10 protein-coding genes are annotated in these 15,836 nt (G+C 71.9%); all 10 read left to right on the top strand.

The features are described from left to right. Nucleotides 1-76 precede the first annotated feature (76 nt). The 10 genes from ACQPXS_RS17805 to ACQPXS_RS17760 all read left to right on the top strand — a co-directional run bounded on the left by ACQPXS_RS17805 (nucleotide 77) and on the right by ACQPXS_RS17760 (nucleotide 15,642). The gene (locus ACQPXS_RS17805; protein WP_433450294.1) at nucleotides 77-4,786 is read left to right on the top strand and encodes an Rne/Rng family ribonuclease; all 4,710 of its coding nucleotides are present in this window, start codon (nucleotides 77-79) and stop codon (nucleotides 4,784-4,786) included. A 232-nt stretch (nucleotides 4,787-5,018) separates the two neighbouring features. Next, nucleotides 5,019-5,339 carry a 50S ribosomal protein L21 gene (gene rplU / locus ACQPXS_RS17800; RefSeq protein WP_030653874.1) on the top strand — a complete coding sequence of 107 codons (321 nt, stop codon included), beginning with the start codon at nucleotides 5,019-5,021 and terminating at the stop codon, nucleotides 5,337-5,339. A 14-nt stretch (nucleotides 5,340-5,353) separates the two neighbouring features. Beyond that, nucleotides 5,354-5,608, top strand: coding sequence for a 50S ribosomal protein L27 (rpmA, locus tag ACQPXS_RS17795; protein ID WP_055703572.1), 255 nt, complete (start codon nucleotides 5,354-5,356; stop codon nucleotides 5,606-5,608). A gap of 127 nt (nucleotides 5,609-5,735) precedes the next feature. Beyond that, nucleotides 5,736-7,184, top strand: coding sequence for a GTPase ObgE (obgE, locus tag ACQPXS_RS17790; protein WP_433450292.1), 1,449 nt, complete (start codon nucleotides 5,736-5,738; stop codon nucleotides 7,182-7,184). Nucleotides 7,185-7,353: 169 nt separating this feature from the next. After that, complete coding sequence (locus tag ACQPXS_RS17785) at nucleotides 7,354-8,817, top strand: FG-GAP-like repeat-containing protein (protein ID WP_433450291.1); 1,464 nt, start codon at nucleotides 7,354-7,356, stop codon at nucleotides 8,815-8,817. A gap of 163 nt (nucleotides 8,818-8,980) precedes the next feature. After that, nucleotides 8,981-9,412, top strand: a complete 432-nt coding sequence (locus ACQPXS_RS17780) for a hypothetical protein (RefSeq protein ID WP_433450289.1) — start codon at nucleotides 8,981-8,983, stop codon at nucleotides 9,410-9,412. Nucleotides 9,413-9,417: 5 nt separating this feature from the next. Beyond that, nucleotides 9,418-10,161: a hypothetical protein gene (locus tag ACQPXS_RS17775; RefSeq protein ID WP_433450287.1), complete on the top strand. Its 744-nt coding sequence runs from the start codon at nucleotides 9,418-9,420 to the stop codon at nucleotides 10,159-10,161. A 207-nt stretch (nucleotides 10,162-10,368) separates the two neighbouring features. Continuing rightward, the gene (locus ACQPXS_RS17770; RefSeq protein WP_351797776.1) at nucleotides 10,369-11,865 is read left to right on the top strand and encodes a bifunctional cytidylyltransferase/SDR family oxidoreductase; all 1,497 of its coding nucleotides are present in this window, start codon (nucleotides 10,369-10,371) and stop codon (nucleotides 11,863-11,865) included. A gap of 165 nt (nucleotides 11,866-12,030) precedes the next feature. After that, nucleotides 12,031-14,124, top strand: a complete 2,094-nt coding sequence (locus ACQPXS_RS17765) for a hypothetical protein (protein ID WP_433455850.1) — start codon at nucleotides 12,031-12,033, stop codon at nucleotides 14,122-14,124. 303 nt (nucleotides 14,125-14,427) lie between these two features. Further along, the gene (locus tag ACQPXS_RS17760) at nucleotides 14,428-15,642 is read left to right on the top strand and encodes a glycosyltransferase family 2 protein (protein WP_433450286.1); all 1,215 of its coding nucleotides are present in this window, start codon (nucleotides 14,428-14,430) and stop codon (nucleotides 15,640-15,642) included. The last annotated feature ends 194 nt before the right edge of the window (nucleotides 15,643-15,836 follow it).

Below are 15,836 nucleotides of genomic sequence, written 5' to 3'. Positions count from 1 at the left end.
TCAGCGGCGGACGGTCTTTTCGGACCGCCGCCGGACCAGGCGCGGCGCCCGGGGGCCTGACGGGAGAAACGCCCGCATGCTCGAGCCGACCGAACCCAACGAGGGTTCTGAACTGAACACCCCCAGCGACACCCTGCCGCCGCGCAGGCGTCGCCGTGCCGCCTCCCGCCCGGCGGGCCCGCCCGCCGCGGCCGAGGCTCCCGCCGAGGTGACCGTGCCGGCCATACCGGCCGCGGAAGCCGCGGAGGTAGCCGAGGTCCTTGAGACCGCCGAGGCTTCCGAGGCCTTCGAGGCCGAGGGCACCGAAGAGGCCGTAGCGGCGATCGAGGCCGAAGAGGCCGGTGCGCAGAGCGCCGAGGCGCAGGCCGAAGCGGCCGAGGCCGTCCCGGCACCCGCTGCCGAGGAGCCTGCGCCCGGTCGTCCGCGCCGCCGCGCCACGCGCCGCGCGTCCGCGCCCGCCGGGGCGCCGGCGTCCGCCGAGGCCGTCGAGACCGTCGTTCCGGCCGCGTCCGCCACCGAGACCGAGAAGCCCGCCGTCGCCGAGGGCGGCGAGGTCCTCTCCGGCGAGGAGGCCGCGCCGCGCCGCGTCCGCCGCCGTGCCACGCGCAGTGTCGCCGCGCCGGCCGCCGTCGCCGCCGGTGCCGATGAGACCGCTGCGGCTGAGGAGGCCGCTGAGGCCCCCGCCGCCGCTGAAGAGGCCGCTGCCACCGGTCGTCCGCGTCGCCGGGTCGCCCGTCGTGCCGCCGCGCCCGCCGGGTCCCCGGCCGCCGCCGAGAACGCCGAGACCGCCGAGACCGTGGTCCCGGCCGGTGCCGCGTCCGCCGCCGACGAGGCCGAGAAGGCTCAGGAGGAGGCGGTCGTCGAGGCGCCCGCTGCCGAGGAGGCCGCCGCTGCCGCCCGTCCGCGTCGCCGGGTCGCCCGTCGTGCCGCCGCGCCCGCCGGGTCCCCGGCCGCCGCCGAGACCGCCGAGACCGTGGTCCCGGCCGGTGCCGCGTCCACCGCCGACGAGGCCGAGAAGGCCCCGGAGCAGCCCGCCGCCGAGGCGCCCGCCGCGGAGGAGGCCGCTCCCGCGCGTCCGCGCCGCCGTGCGACCCGCCGCGCGTCCGCACCCGCCGGCGCGCCGAAGGCGGCCGAGTCCGCCGCCGAGCCCGTTGCCGCCGAGGTCCCGGCCGCCGCTGCCGAAGCCCCCGAGGCCGAGGTGATCGGTACCGCCGCCGAGGAGGCCGCTGCTACCGGTCGTCCGCGTCGCCGGGTCGCCCGCCGTGCCTCGGCGCCCGCCGGTGCGCCGAAGGCCGCCGAGGAGGCGCCCGCCGCCGAAGCCGTCCCCGCCCCGGTCGCCGCGGAGGCGGAGGAGACCGCGGAGGCCGACCAGGTACCGGTCGCCGAGGAGGCGGCCCCGCGCCGTACCCGTCGCCGGTCCACCCGCCGGGTGTCCGCGCCCGCCACCGACATCGCCGAGTCCGCCGCGGCCGAGGCCGCCGAGACCGGCACCGGCGCCCAGACCCCGGAGGCCCCCGTCACCACGCACACCACCGAGCCCGCCCCCGCCGCCGAGGCGCCGCAGGCCGCCGAGCCGCAGGCCCCCGCCGAGGAGGCCGGTCCGCGTCGTACCCGGCGCCGGGTCGTGCGCCCCGCGTTCGGCTTCTCCGAACCGCAGCACACGCAGCCCGCCCCGGAGGCCGAGACGGAGGCCCCCGAGGCCGAGGCCGCGCGCCGGCCCGCCCGGCCGGCCGTCGCCGTCTTCCAGCCGCCGGTGTTCACCGAGCCGAGGTTCCAGACCCCGGAGCGCGCTGCCGCCGAGGCCGCCGCCGGGGCCGCCGAGCCGCAGGAGCCGGAGGAGGCCGAGGAGGCCGAGGAGTACACGGAGGAGCGCGCCGAGACCGGTACGCGCCGCCGCCGTCGCCGCCGGGGTGCCGTCGCCGAGGAGACCCGGGCCGCCGAGGCCGCCGCGGAGGAGGAGCCGGAGGAGTCCGCCGAAGCCGTCGCCGAGGGCGAGGAGGCCGAGGAGGCCGAGGAGACGGAGGGCGCCGAGGGCTTCGAGGAGGCCGGTTCGCGTCGCCGTCGCCGTCGTGGCGGCCGGCGTCGCCGTCGCGGTGAGGCCGCCGAGGGCGAGGGCGCCGAGGGCGAGGCCGAGGAACTGGCCGCCGAGCAGGCCGCTCAGGACGCCGAGGACACCGCCGAGCAGGAGGAAGAGGACGCCGAGGAGGCCCACGAGGAGGGCGGTGTCTCCAGCTCCAGCAGCCGTCGCCGTCGTCGCCGTCGCCGCCGCGCCGGTGACACCGGCGTCGACACCGAGCCCGGCGAGGGCGACCCGGAGCGCACGGTCGTCAAGGTCCGCGAGCCCCGCAAACCCGCCGAGCCCTCCGACGAGGTGCAGTCCATCAAGGGCTCGACCCGTCTGGAGGCCAAGAAGCAGCGCCGCCGGGAAGGCCGTGAGCAGGGGCGCCGCCGTGTCCCGATCATCACCGAGGCCGAGTTCCTGGCCCGCCGCGAGGCCGTCGAGCGCGTGATGGTCGTGCGCCAGCACGGCGAGCGCACGCAGATCGGCGTCCTGGAGGACGGCGTGCTCGTCGAGCACTACGTCAACAAGGAGCAGTCGACCTCGTACGTCGGCAACGTCTACCTGGGCAAGGTGCAGAACGTGCTGCCGTCGATGGAGGCCGCCTTCATCGACATCGGCAAGGGCCGCAACGCCGTCCTGTACGCCGGCGAGGTCAACTTCGAGGCGCTGGGCATGGCCAACGGCCCGCGCCGCATCGAGTCCGCGCTGAAGTCCGGGCAGTCGGTCCTCGTGCAGGTCACCAAGGACCCGATCGGGCACAAGGGCGCCCGTCTGACCAGCCAGGTCTCCCTCCCGGGCCGCTACCTCGTGTACGTCCCCGAGGGCTCGATGACCGGCATCAGCCGCAAGCTGCCCGACACCGAGCGGGCCCGGCTGAAGACCATCCTCAAGAAGATCGTCCCCGAGGACGCGGGCGTCATCGTGCGCACCGCCGCCGAGGGCGCGAGCGAGGAGGAACTGCGCCGGGACGTCGAGCGGCTGCAGGCGCAGTGGGAGGAGATCCAGAAGAAGTCGAAGAACGGCAACGCCCCGACGCTGCTGTACGGCGAGCCGGACATGACCGTCCGGGTCGTGCGCGACATCTTCAACGAGGACTTCTCCAAGGTCATCGTCAGCGGTGACGACGCCTGGGAGACCGTCCACGGCTACGTCTCCCACGTGGCCCCGGACCTCGCCGGCCGGCTGTCGAAGTGGACGTCCGAGGTCGACGTCTTCGCCACCTACCGGATCGACGAGCAGCTCGCCAAGGCGCTCGACCGCAAGGTCTGGCTGCCCAGCGGCGGTTCGCTGGTGATCGACAAGACCGAGGCCATGGTCGTGATCGATGTCAACACCGGCAAGTTCACCGGCCAGGGCGGCAACCTGGAGGAGACGGTCACCAGGAACAACCTGGAGGCGGCCGAGGAGATCGTGCGCCAGCTGCGGCTGCGCGACCTCGGCGGCATCGTCGTCATCGACTTCATCGACATGGTCCTGGAGTCCAACCGCGACCTGGTGCTGCGCCGCCTGCTGGAGTGCCTGGGCCGCGACCGTACGAAGCACCAGGTGGCCGAGGTGACCTCGCTGGGCCTGGTGCAGATGACCCGCAAGCGGGTCGGCCAGGGCCTGCTGGAGTCCTTCTCCGAGACCTGCGTCCACTGCAACGGCCGCGGTGTCATCGTGCACATGGAGCAGCCGGTGTCCGCCGGCGGCGGTGGCGGCAAGCGCAAGAAGCGCGGCCGGGGCGGCGAGGTGCCCGAGCACGTGCACGAGACCGCCGCCGTGGCCGTGGAGACCGGCGAGGCCGTCGAGCCCGAGGTGGAGACCGCCGTCGAGGTGGCCGCCGAGGCCGCCGAGCCGGTCGCCCTGCCGGCCCCCGAGTTCGCGCCGGACGAGGAGCTGTACAGCTCCGTCGCCGAGGCGGAGGCCGCGGCCGGCCGTGGCCGTACGCGGCGCCGGGCGAGCCGCCGGGCCTCTGCTCCGGCGGGTGCGCCGAAGGCCGGCGCCCGCCGTGCGGAGGCCCCGAAGACCGAGGCCGCCGTGGCCGCCGAGGCGCCGACCGCGCAGGACGTCACCGCCGAAGAGGCGGCGGAGCGTCCGGTGCGGCAGGAGCCGGCCGCCGAGGCCCTGGCCGAGCCCGCGGCCGTCGAGGACCAGGTGGTCCCGGCGCCGCAGGCCGAGGCCGCCGAGGAGGCCGCGCCCAAGGGCCGTACGCGCCGTCGTGCGACCCGGAAGGTGTCGGCGCCGGCCGGTCCCCCGGCGGGGGCCGAGGCGGCCGTGGTGACCGTCGCCGAGCCGGTGGCCGAGCCTGCCGCGGAGGCGCCTGCCGAAGCGGCCCCGGCTCCGGTCGCCGCCGAGGAGGCGCCCGAGGCCGCCGAGCCCGCCGCCCCGGCCCGCCCGCGGCGCCGTGCCGTGCGCAAGGTCGGCGCGCCGACCGCGTCCGAGGAGGCGGCCGTCGTGGTCCTCCCGTCGGCCGCGGCGGAGGAGGCTCCGGCCGGCGAGGTCACGGCCGAGGAGGTGGCCGAGGCGACGGCTCCGGCCAAGAAGGCGGCCCGCAAGACCGCCAAGAAGGCCACGGCGAAGAAGGCCGCCGCCAAGAAGACCGCGGTGAAGAAGACCGCGGCCAAGAAGACGGCCGCCAAGAAGACCACGGCCAAGAAGGCGGCCAAGACGGCCGCCGCGAAGTCGACGGCGAAGAAGACCACCACGGTCGCCGCGCCTTCGGACGCCACCGACGAGGGCTGACGCCCGGGGTGTGGGGCCGGTCCGGGTGACCGGCCCCACACCCACCGGGGCCCGGTTTGACCCTCCAGGTCATGGCCCCGTAACCTTGACCGTCGGCGTGTCCACTGAGCACGCCACATCCCCGTAAACCTCTTCCTCCCGGACACAAGGTTGGCCGGGAGAGGTCGTCCGCGGTTTTCCTGGGCGGCTGGCCTGCGGGGGTGCCGTTTCTTCGAGCGAAAGAGAGATCCGCGTGTACGCCATCGTGCGCAGCGGTGGTCGCCAGCACAAGGTTGCTGTCGGCGACATCGTTGAGGTTGACAAGATTTCCACCGCCAAGGTTGGCGACACGGTCGAGCTCTCGACCCTGCTCGTTGTCGACGGCGACTCCGTGACCAGCGACCCGTGGGTGCTGGCCGGCATCAAGGTCCAGGCCGAGGTCGTGGACCACCACAAGGGCCAGAAGATCGACATTCTGCGCTACAAGAACAAGACCGGCTACCGCCGTCGGCAGGGCCACCGCCAGCAGTACACGGCGATCAAGGTCACGTCGATCCCCGCGGCTGCGAAGTAAGGGACTGAGGAGAAATGGCACACAAGAAGGGCGCATCGTCCACCCGGAACGGTCGCGACTCCAACGCCCAGCGGCTCGGCGTGAAGCGCTTCGGCGGTCAGGTCGTGAACGCGGGTGAGATCCTGGTCCGCCAGCGCGGCACCCACTTCCACCCCGGCGCCGGTGTCGGCCGTGGCGGCGACGACACGCTGTTCGCCCTGCAGGCCGGTGCGGTGGAGTTCGGTACCCACCGCGGCCGCAAGGTCGTGAACGTCGTTCCGGTCGCCTGAGTCTTCCGGCTTACGGCTCAGACCGAACGTTTCGCGAGGCGGACCTCACTTCCCGAACGGGAAGGCGGGTCCGCCTTTCGCGTGTTGACAGCTAGACATACCGCTCGTTTTCTGGAGGCACTGAACCATGACCACCTTCGTGGACCGCGTCGAACTGCATGTCGCCGCGGGTAACGGAGGTCACGGCTGTGCCTCCGTCCACCGCGAGAAGTTCAAGCCGCTCGGCGGCCCGGACGGCGGCAACGGCGGCCGTGGCGGTGACGTCATCCTGACCGTCGACCAGTCGGTGACGACACTTCTCGACTACCACCACTCCCCGCACCGCAAGGCCACCAACGGCAAGCCCGGCGAGGGCGGCAACCGCTCCGGCAAGGACGGCCAGGACCTCGTCCTGCCGGTGCCGGACGGCACGGTCGTGCTGGACAAGGCGGGCAATGTGCTCGCCGACCTCGTCGGCCACGGGACCTCGTACATCGCCGCGCAGGGCGGCCGGGGCGGCCTCGGCAACGCGGCGCTGGCCTCCGCCCGCCGCAAGGCGCCCGGCTTCGCGCTGCTCGGCGAGCCCGGTGACCTGCACGACATCGTCCTGGAGCTGAAGACCGTCGCCGACGTGGCGCTGGTCGGCTACCCGAGCGCCGGCAAGTCCTCGCTGATCTCCGTGCTCAGCGCGGCCAAGCCGAAGATCGCCGACTATCCGTTCACCACGCTCGTGCCGAACCTCGGTGTGGTGACGGCCGGTTCGACCGTCTACACCATCGCCGACGTGCCGGGTCTGATCCCGGGTGCCAGCCAGGGCAAGGGCCTTGGCCTGGAGTTCCTGCGGCACGTGGAGCGGTGCAGCGTGCTGGTGCACGTGCTGGACACCGCGACGCTGGAGTCCGAGCGCGACCCGGTCTCCGACCTCGATGTGATCGAGGCCGAGCTGCGGGAGTACGGCGGCCTGGACAACCGGCCCCGGATCGTCGTCCTGAACAAGGTCGACGTGCCCGACGGCAAGGACCTCGCCGAGATGGTCCGCCCCGACCTCGAGGCCCGCGGCTACCGCGTCTTCGAGGTGTCGGCCGTCGCCCACATCGGGCTGCGCGAGCTGACGTTCGCGCTCGGCGAGCTGGTCGCCAAGGCGCGCGCGGCGAAGCCGAAGGAGGAGGCGACCCGGATCGTCATCCGGCCGAAGGCCGTCGACGACACCGGTTTCACCGTCACCCGCGAGGAGGTCGGCGGCGAGCCGCTGTTCCGGGTGCGCGGCGAGAAGCCCGAGCGCTGGGTCCGTCAGACCGACTTCAACAACGACGAGGCCGTCGGCTATCTCGCCGACCGGCTCAACCGCCTCGGTGTCGAGGAGGAGCTGATGAAGGCGGGCGCCCGGGCCGGCGACGGTGTCGCCATCGGCCCCGAGGAGAACGCGGTCGTCTTCGACTGGGAGCCGACGGTCATGGCCGGCGCGGAGATGCTCGGCCGCCGTGGCGAGGACCACCGCTTCGACGCGCAGCGGCCCGCGGCGCAGCGCCGCCGGGACAAGCAGGCGGAACGGGACGAGGCGCTGCGCGAGTACGACGAGTTCGACCCGTTCGAGTAAGGCTCGTCTCCGTGACCTCCTGAGTTCTCGTGACCTCCTGAGTTCTTCTGAACATCGGGAAAACACAGGGTGCACTCAGGGCAACCCCGGCCCACCCCGGTGAGTCGAACGGTGCGGCGCCGAGATCTCTCGGCGCCGCACTCCTGTCTCCACCACTCCCGGAGCTCACGTGTCCCACCCCCGTCCCCTCCGCCGGCGTTCCCTGGCGATCGCCACCGGCATCGCCCTCGCCGTCGGTGCTCTCACGGTCCCCGCCCACGCGGCCACCACGTCGGTGCCCAGCAGCAGGCATCTGCACGACGACTTCAACGGCGACGGCTACGCCGACCTCGCCGTCGCCGCGCCCTCGGCGACCGTGGACGGCAAGAAGGGCGCCGGCTATGTCGCCGTCGTGTACGGCTCGTCGAGCGGGCTGAAGACCTCGACCAAGCAGGTCCTCAGCCAGAACAGCGCCGGTGTGCCGGGCGGCGCCGAGACCGATGACGGGTTCGGCAGCGCCGTGTCCTCCGCCGACCTCGACCGGGACGGCTACGCCGACCTGGTCGTCGGCGTCGGTGGCGAGGACTCGGCCGCCGGCACCGACGCCGGGCTGGTGGAGGTGGTCTGGGGCGGCCCCACGGGGCTGTCCGGCGGAGCGTCCCTGGCCGGCGGGACGGCGTACGAATCGCTCGGCGCCCAGGGGACGGTCGGGGACGTCAACGGGGACGGTGCGCCCGATGTCGTGCTCGTGCAGAACGCCAAGGATCTGCGGGTGCTCAGCGGGCCGTTCGCCCGGAACGGCTCCACCACGCACGGCGGACAGGTGGTCGTCGACCCGGGCAACAGCCGCTTTCTGGACCTGGCCAAAGGCGATGTGAACGGCGACGGGATCACCGACGTCGTCGCCGCCGTCCACGACGGCGACGAGCCGGACTCCCGCCGGGTCGTCGTCTGGACCGGCGCGCACAACGGGCTCAACCCGTACACGGTGGTGCGGGACAACAGCGGCTACGGCATGCAGGGCGGCGAGAGCCTCGCCGTCGGCGACGTGAACCGGGACGGCTACGCCGACATCGTGGTGGGCCGGACGGCCGAGGGTGCCGACAGCGACGTGGAAACCCCGCTCGCCAAGGGCGGCCGGATCGCCTGGATCCCGGGCACCGCGGCCGGACCCGACGGGACGAAGGCGGTCATCATGAACCAGGACAGCTCCGGCGTCCCGGGCACCGCCGTGCCGTGGTCCCGCTTCGGTGCCGGCCTCTCGATCGCCGACATCGACGGCGACGGCTACCGCGACATCGCGGTCGGCGTGCCCGGGGCGAGCGGCGGCGGGCGGGTCGTCACCCTGCGCGGCACCGCGAACGGCCCGACGGGCAGTGGAGCGAAGTCGTTCAGCCAGGACACCACGGGCGTGCCCGGCGCCGGCGAGTCGGGCGACTCGTTCGGCTCGGCCGTCCGCCTGGTGGACGCCAATCACGACGGGCGCGCCGACCTGGCCGTAGGCGCGCCGGGGGAGAACACGAAGGCCGGGGCGGTGTGGGTGCTGCGCGGCACCTCCACCGGCATCACCCCGACCGGCTCGTTCACCTTCGCGAGCGGCACCCTCGGCACCGTGGCGACGGGCGCGCAGCTGGGCTACCGCTTCGGCTCCTGATTCCGCGGCGGGTCCCGAACCCCCGTCAGATCCGTTGCGGCGCGAGGGAGTTCTCGCGTCGCAACGGATCTTCTGCGGTCTCCGTGCGGGCACCGTGGGACTCATCGCAGTCCCACCGTGCTCTCAGGTAAGTCTCAGGGAAGTCTCTTACCGTCCCGTGACCATGGAGACGGACTGTACGACCCCCGCACCCCTGCCGCCCGGCACCCCCCTGCTGCACATCGGCCCGCACAAGACGGGGACGACCGCCATCCAGGGGGCCCTGCTCGCCGCGAAGGACCGGCTGCCGGAATGCGGCGTGGAGTTCCCCGCCCACACCCGGCACCCCATGGAAGCCGCCCTCGCCGCCTGCGCCCGCCCCGCGATGATGGGCGACGCCGTGCCCACCGACCGGCGCTGGAGGCGGCTGCTGGACCAGGTGGCGGCCACGGGCGGGCGGACCTCGGTGATCAGCAGTGAGTTCTTCGCCGACGCCCGGGGCGATGCGACGATCGCCCGGATCGTGGAGCAGCTCGGCGGCGCGGGGTGCCCCCGCTCGACCGAGGCCGAGAGCGGGACAGGGTGCATGTGCTGGTCACGCTGCGTCCCCTGGTGAGGATCATGCCCTCGCAGTGGCAGCAGTACGTGCAGAACGGGCTGCGCATGGGCTACGCGGACTGGCTGGAGCACATGCTCCGCAGGCCGCCGTACGAGAAGCCCAATCCCAGTTTCTGGCACCGGCACCGGCACGACCGGCTGGCCGAGCGCTGGGCGCGGGCCGTCGGTCCGGGGCGGGTGACCGTGGTCGTGGTGGACGACCGTGACCGCGGTGGCCTGCTGCGCACCTTCGAGGCGCTGCTCGGGCTGCCGGAGAATCTCCTCCGGCCCGTTCCGGACACCGCTAATCGCTCGCTTACCCTCGCCGAGACCGAAATGCTGCGGAATCTTAATGTCGAATTCCGCGGCAATGGACTGCCCGACGAGCTGTATTCCCGTCTCGTCCGGGGCGGCGCGGTGCTTCATATGAAGAACGCGTGCCCTCCCGCGCCCGGAGACGTGAAGATCGTGACCCCGCGCTGGGCGGTCGAGCGGGCGGCCGCGATCGGCGCCGCATCCGCCGAGCGGATCGCCGCGCTGGGGGTGCGGATCCTCGGTGATCCGGCCCTGCTGTCCACCGTTCCCGAACAGCCGGAGCCCGGCCCGGCCGAGCCCCGGCTCGCCCCGGAAGTCGCTGCGCAGGCACCGTACGGAGCCCTGGCCGCGGAGGCCGAGCAGGCTTCCGTGCGGAGCGTGCATCAGACGTCGTCGAGGGAGCTCGTGCGGGTGCTCGGGCACCGTTGTCTGAAGCGGCTCGGGCGGCGCTGAACGGGCCTCGCCGCCGTCCCATGCCGCACCTGTGGACTTACTCACAGCAAATTCACGGGGGTTCGCGAGGCCTGGGGCCAATCACCAGGGGTACAAGGTGAATGACAGGTTGCGCTCACATATGCATGGGATGTCGCTCACCTTGCACTGCGCTTACCAAGAGTGGGACCATTTCACGGTTCCCTGACGCCCCAAGGTAGGTCACCTGTGTCCCAGCACATAGCCAAGCCCCGAACCACCGCAGTGATCCTGGCCGGTGGCACCGGTCAGCGGGTGGGTCTGTCGATCCCCAAGCAGTTGCTGAAGATCGCCGGCAAGGCAGTCATCGAGCACACCCTGACCACCTTCGAGAACGCCGACTCGATCGACGACGTCATCGTGCTGATGGCGCCGGGCTATGTGCCGGACGTCGAGAAGATCGTGGCCAAGGCCGGTTTCACCAAGGTCAAGAAGGTCATCGAGGGCGGCTCGACGCGGAACGAGACCACCGAGCGAGCCATCTCCGCGCTGGGCGAGGGCCTGGCCGAGGGCGAGGACCTCAACGTCCTCTTCCACGACGCCGTACGCCCCCTGCTCTCGCAGCGCGTCATCGACGACTGCGTGGCCGCGCTGGAGCGTTACCAGGCCGTGGACGTCGCCATCCCGTCCGCGGACACCATCATCGTCACGCGCACGCACGGCGAGGACGGCGAGTTCATCACCGAGATCCCGGACCGCTCCCGGCTGCGCCGCGGCCAGACCCCGCAGGCCTTCAAGCTGTCCACGATCCGCCGCGCCTACGAGGTCGCCGCCGGCGACCCCAACTTCCAGGCCACGGACGACTGTTCCGTCGTGCTCAAGTACCTGCCGGACGTGCCGATCCACGTCGTCGCGGGTGACGAGTACAACATGAAGGTGACCCAGCCGGTCGACGTCTTCATCGCCGACAAGCTGTTCCAGCTCGCCTCCGCCGCCGCGCCCGAGCAGAAGGGCGAGGACGCCTACCGCGAGCTCCTCACCGGCAAGACGCTCGTCATCTTCGGCGGCTCCTACGGCATCGGCAAGGACATCGCCGAACTCGCCGAGTCCTACGGCGCGAACGTCTACGCGTTGGGCCGCTCCACCACCGGCACCCACGTGGAGAACCCGGAGGAGGTCGACGACGCGCTGTCCAAGGCGTACGCCGAGACCGGCCGGATCGACTACGTCGTCAACACCGCGGGTGTGCTGCGCATCGGCAAGCTCGCCGAGACCGACAACGCCACCATCGAGGAGGCGCTGAAGGTCAACTACCTGGCCCCGGTGCAGATCGCCCGTTCCAGCTACAAGTACCTCGCCGAGACCAAGGGCCAGCTGCTGCTGTACACCTCCAGCAGCTACACCCGCGGCCGCGCCGAGTACTCCCTGTACTCCTCCACCAAGGCCGCCATGGTGAACCTCACCCAGGCGCTGTCCGACGAGTGGGCCGGCGACGGCATCCGCGTCAACTGCGTCAACCCCGAGCGCACCGCCACCCCGATGCGCACCAAGGCCTTCGGCCAGGAGCCCGCGGGCACGCTGCTCTCCTCCGAGGCCGTGGCCCGTACGTCCCTGGACGTGCTGCTGTCGGAGCTGACCGGCCATGTCATCGACGTCCGGCAGCAGGACCCGACGGCGGGCGCCGCCCAGGCCTCCGGTTTCGAGCAGGCGCTGGCCGCTGTTCTGGACCGCCAGAACGGCATGTAATAATTCGTCAATAGCTTTTAGGAATTTCAGGCCTCTGCCGTCGCTCATTCACTGGGCGTTAGCAGAGGCCTGAATCCGTACATCTCACACAATTCCCCGCGAACCGGCACTCCCCCTCCCAGAGCAGGTTTCTCCGTGATATCCACCGCTATTCGCGTCGCCCGGGTGGGCAGCGCGGCCGAGCTGACCGCGGCGGCCCTCATGATCCTGGGCTTCCCGGCGCTCATGCTGGCCGCGCTCGTCCCGAGCGTTCCCGCCTTCGCGGCCCTGGCCGCCGTGACGTACCTGGCGGACCACTATCTGCACCGCAAGGGCAGCTACCTGATCAACCGCCTCAGCAAGATCCGGGCGGGTCTGTCGATCCGCTTCCTGATCCGCCAGCTGCTGCTGATCCTGCTGCTGGCCCGCCTGTCGCACGCGGACGACCTGATCTTCTACGCCGCCGTCGCCTGCTTCATCGCCTTCTACGGCCTGCAGGCCCCGCACGGCGCGCTGGTCACCCTCATCCGCAACCGCCGCCGGATGCCGGTCGCGACCCGCAACATCGACCTCAAGTCCCGCATCCGCATCCCGGACGCCCCGTCGCGCCGGCTGCTGAACCGCAGCGCGGAGAAGATGCTCCACCTCGACCTGTTCGCGGTGATCGGCATCCTGATCTCCGCCGGGCAGGGCGCCCCCGCAGCCCCGGGCTTCGCCGGCGTCGGCCTCACCGTAGGCCTCGGCGTCCTGTACGTCCTGGTGCTCGTGCCGTACGTGCGCGGCCGGAGGATCCCGCCGAAGGCCGAGGTCGTCCTCGCCGCCGTCGACGACTGGCTGGCGGGCTACAAGCCGGAGACGGTCCTGTACTTCTCCGGCTCCAAGGACTCCGCGTACCAGGTCAACATGTGGCTGGAGACGATGGAGCAGCTGGACACCCGGCCGCTGATCATCCTCCGCGAGCGCGCCATCCTGAACAACCTCGCGCCGACCACGGTCCCCGTCATCTGCGTGCCCGGAGGGGTGCACCTGATGAACCTGGACCTGTCGACCGTGCGCGTGGCCCTGTACGCCGCGAACGTCGGCAAGAACATCCACCTGCTGCGCGTGCCCACCATGAAGCACGTCTTCATCGGCCACGGCGACAGCGACAAGCTCGCCAGCGTCAACCCGTACAGCAAGGTCTACGACGAGGTGTGGACCGCCGGCCGCGCGGGCCGGGACCGCTACGCCATCGCCGACGTCGGTGTCCGCGACGACGACATCGTGGAGGTCGGCCGTCCGCAGCTCGCGCCCATCGAGGGCTGGCAGGGCGTGCCCGACGACCGCATCCCCACGGTTCTGTACGCGCCCACCTGGGAGGGCTGGGACGGCAACCCCGGCAACACCTCGATCGTGCTCGCCGGCGAGACCATCGTGAAGAAGCTGGTGACGGCGGACCCGCCGGTCCGCGTGCTGTACAAGCCGCACCCGTTCACCGGCACCGTCAGCAAGCAGGCCGGCGCCGCGCACAAGCGGATCACCGCCCTGGTCGAGAAGGCCGCCGCCGAGCGCGCCGCCGACTCCCGCTTCACCGCCGACGGCGCGGCGATGGCCCAGGCCAAGGCCGACCTGGCCCGGATCGAGGCCCGGCTCGCCGAGCTGGTCGCGGCCGGCGGCGACAAGGGCGACGAGGCCGAGGCCACCCGCGACGGCGTCGTCGACGTGGCCAGGCACGAGGAGATCGCCCGGCTGCGCGCCGAGTGGAACACCGCCTACTGGCGCTCCTTCCCGTCGTACGAGCACCGCGTCATCACCGGCGCCGAGCCGCGCCTGTACGACTGCTTCAACGTCTCCGACGCGATGGTCTCCGACATCTCCTCCGTGGTCTCCGACTTCATCGCGAGCGGCAAGCCGTACGCGGTCACGGACTCCGGGGAGCTCGGTCACGAGGAGTTCAAGCGGCAGAACACGGCGGTGCGCGCCGCGGTGATCCTGTCCAACGACGCGCGGGAGCTGGGCGGCCTGCTGGACGCCGTACGCGACCCGTCCGCCGACCCGCTGCGGGACGCCCGCAAGGAGCTCAAGCGCTATCTGCTGGGCCCGGACGAGCCGGCGTCCATCGTCCAGTTCAACGCAGCGGTGACCGACCTGGCCCTCAAGGCCGAGGCCCGCAACGTCGGCCAGCAGTCCCGGCTGGGCGCCGCGAGCGCGGACCCCGCCGAGGCAGCCGAGCTGACCAACGCGGTGCCCGGCCAGCGGGCCGCGTCCGCCGGTGACCAGGACGGTGTGAACGCGGGCTGACACCCCCTGCCGACGAGGGCCGGCCCCGGGAGCGATCCCGGGGCCGGCCCTTTCGTCATTGCGGATCCGTTGTTCAGTGTCGCTTATGTTCAGGTTTCTTACCGATCGCTCTTACCTCGGCCGCCGACCGTCGGTGAGCGGTTCTTACCGACCCTACGTACTGTCGGGTGGGCACCCGAACCCCGTGTGACGTGCGCCACTGATCACCCCGAGGGGGGCAACCGGTTGCATGAGATGTCCGTCTAACAGGTTGCCATCAAGGCAATACGGGGAAAATGCGCTTTTGGTAAGCAAGGGGGAAGTGTGACCGTCGTGCCGCAGCCTGATGTGAGTGTGATCATCGGGGCGTACGAAGCGATGCCGTACCTGGTCGAGTGCCTGGCGTCCGTCGAGGCGCAGAGCATCGACCCGGCACGCCTCGAGGTCATCGCGGTCGACGACGGCTCGACGGACGGCACGGGGGAGTACCTGGAGGAGTTCGCCGCCCGCGCCCCCATGCGCGTCACCGTCATCCGCCAGGAGAACTCCGGCGGTCCCAGCGGCCCTCGCAACGTCGGCCTCGGCAAGGCCGCCGGCCGGTACGTGTTCTTCCTCGACGCCGACGACCGGCTCGGCCCCGAGGCCCTTGAGCGCATGGTCGCCATGGCCGACGAGAACGGCACGGACGTGGTGCTCGGCAAGGTCGAGGGCATCAACCGCACTCCGCCGAAGTCCATGTGGGGCAAGACCCTCGGCCGTACCGACGTCTTCTCCTCCAACATCAAGTTCACGCTGAGCGCGCAGAAGCTGTTCCGCCGTGACCTGCTGGACAAGCACGGCATGCGGTTCGACGAGTCGCTGTTCACCGGCGAGGACGCCCTGTTCACCATGGAGGCGTACCTGCGCGCCGACGGTGTCTCCGTCCTCGCCGACTACCCCTGCTACTACCTGGTCGGCCGCGACGACGGCAAGCACGTCACCAAGAGCGGCAGCTACACCCTGCGCTTCGACTCCGCGCGGGCCCTGATGAAGCTGATCGCCGACATGGTCCCGGCCGGCGACAAGCGGGACCTGCTCATGGTCCGCCCCTTCGTCATCACCTTGCTGCCCCAGTTCGGTCCGAAGTTCCTCAAGGACAGCGAGAAGGTCCGTCGGCACAAGCTGGAGCTGGCCAAGCCGCTGATGGACGCCTACTGGACGCCCGGGGTGGCCCGTCGGCTGAAGGTGCACGAGCGGCTGCGGCTGCATCTGGTCGCCCTGCAGCGAGCCGATCTGCTGCTGGACGTCGTGGAGTTCGTCAAGGCGAAGAAGCAGGCCGCCGCGCTCCTGGAGAAGCGCGGCACCCGCGTCTACCTGGCCTACCCGCACTTCCGCTCGAAGACGGCCGGTATCCCGGACGACATCTACCTCGCCGCACCCCGCGAGGCCCGTGCCGTCCACGGCTACCGCGAGGCCGCCGCCAACTCCTTCCTGCGTCGGGCACTCCGCAAGGCACGGCGGATGCTGCCGGTGAAGGACTTCAAGGCTGCGGCGGCCTGATCGGCTGACGTCCGCTGGTGCCGGGTGTGTGGGCGGCGGTTTGAGTCGGCGGGGGCGCTTGTGCCGGCGTGCACGGGGCGGTTTGACACCGGGGCGCGTGTGGCTGACGTGTACGCGGGGCTTGCGCGGCCAGTGCGACTGCTGCCGGGCTTGTGTGCGGCTTGAGCGGCTGGGAGTGCTTCTGGTCGGACGTG

The organism is Streptomyces sp. CA-142005 (assembly GCF_050942335.1).
Lineage (GTDB): Bacteria > Actinomycetota > Actinomycetes > Streptomycetales > Streptomycetaceae > Streptomyces.
Note: the sequence above shows the minus strand (reverse complement) of the source record. Positions and strands in the feature narration are given on the sequence as shown.

Coding starts and splice junctions, on each gene's coding strand:
- rpmA (WP_055703572.1), top strand. CDS start 5,354: ATGGCACACAAGAAGGGCGCATCGTCCACCCGGAACGGTCGCGACTCC.
- ACQPXS_RS17805 (WP_433450294.1), top strand. CDS start 77: ATGCTCGAGCCGACCGAACCCAACGAGGGTTCTGAACTGAACACCCCC.
- obgE (WP_433450292.1), top strand. CDS start 5,736: ATGACCACCTTCGTGGACCGCGTCGAACTGCATGTCGCCGCGGGTAAC.
- ACQPXS_RS17775 (WP_433450287.1), top strand. CDS start 9,418: ATGCCCTCGCAGTGGCAGCAGTACGTGCAGAACGGGCTGCGCATGGGC.
- ACQPXS_RS17780 (WP_433450289.1), top strand. CDS start 8,981: ATGGAGACGGACTGTACGACCCCCGCACCCCTGCCGCCCGGCACCCCC.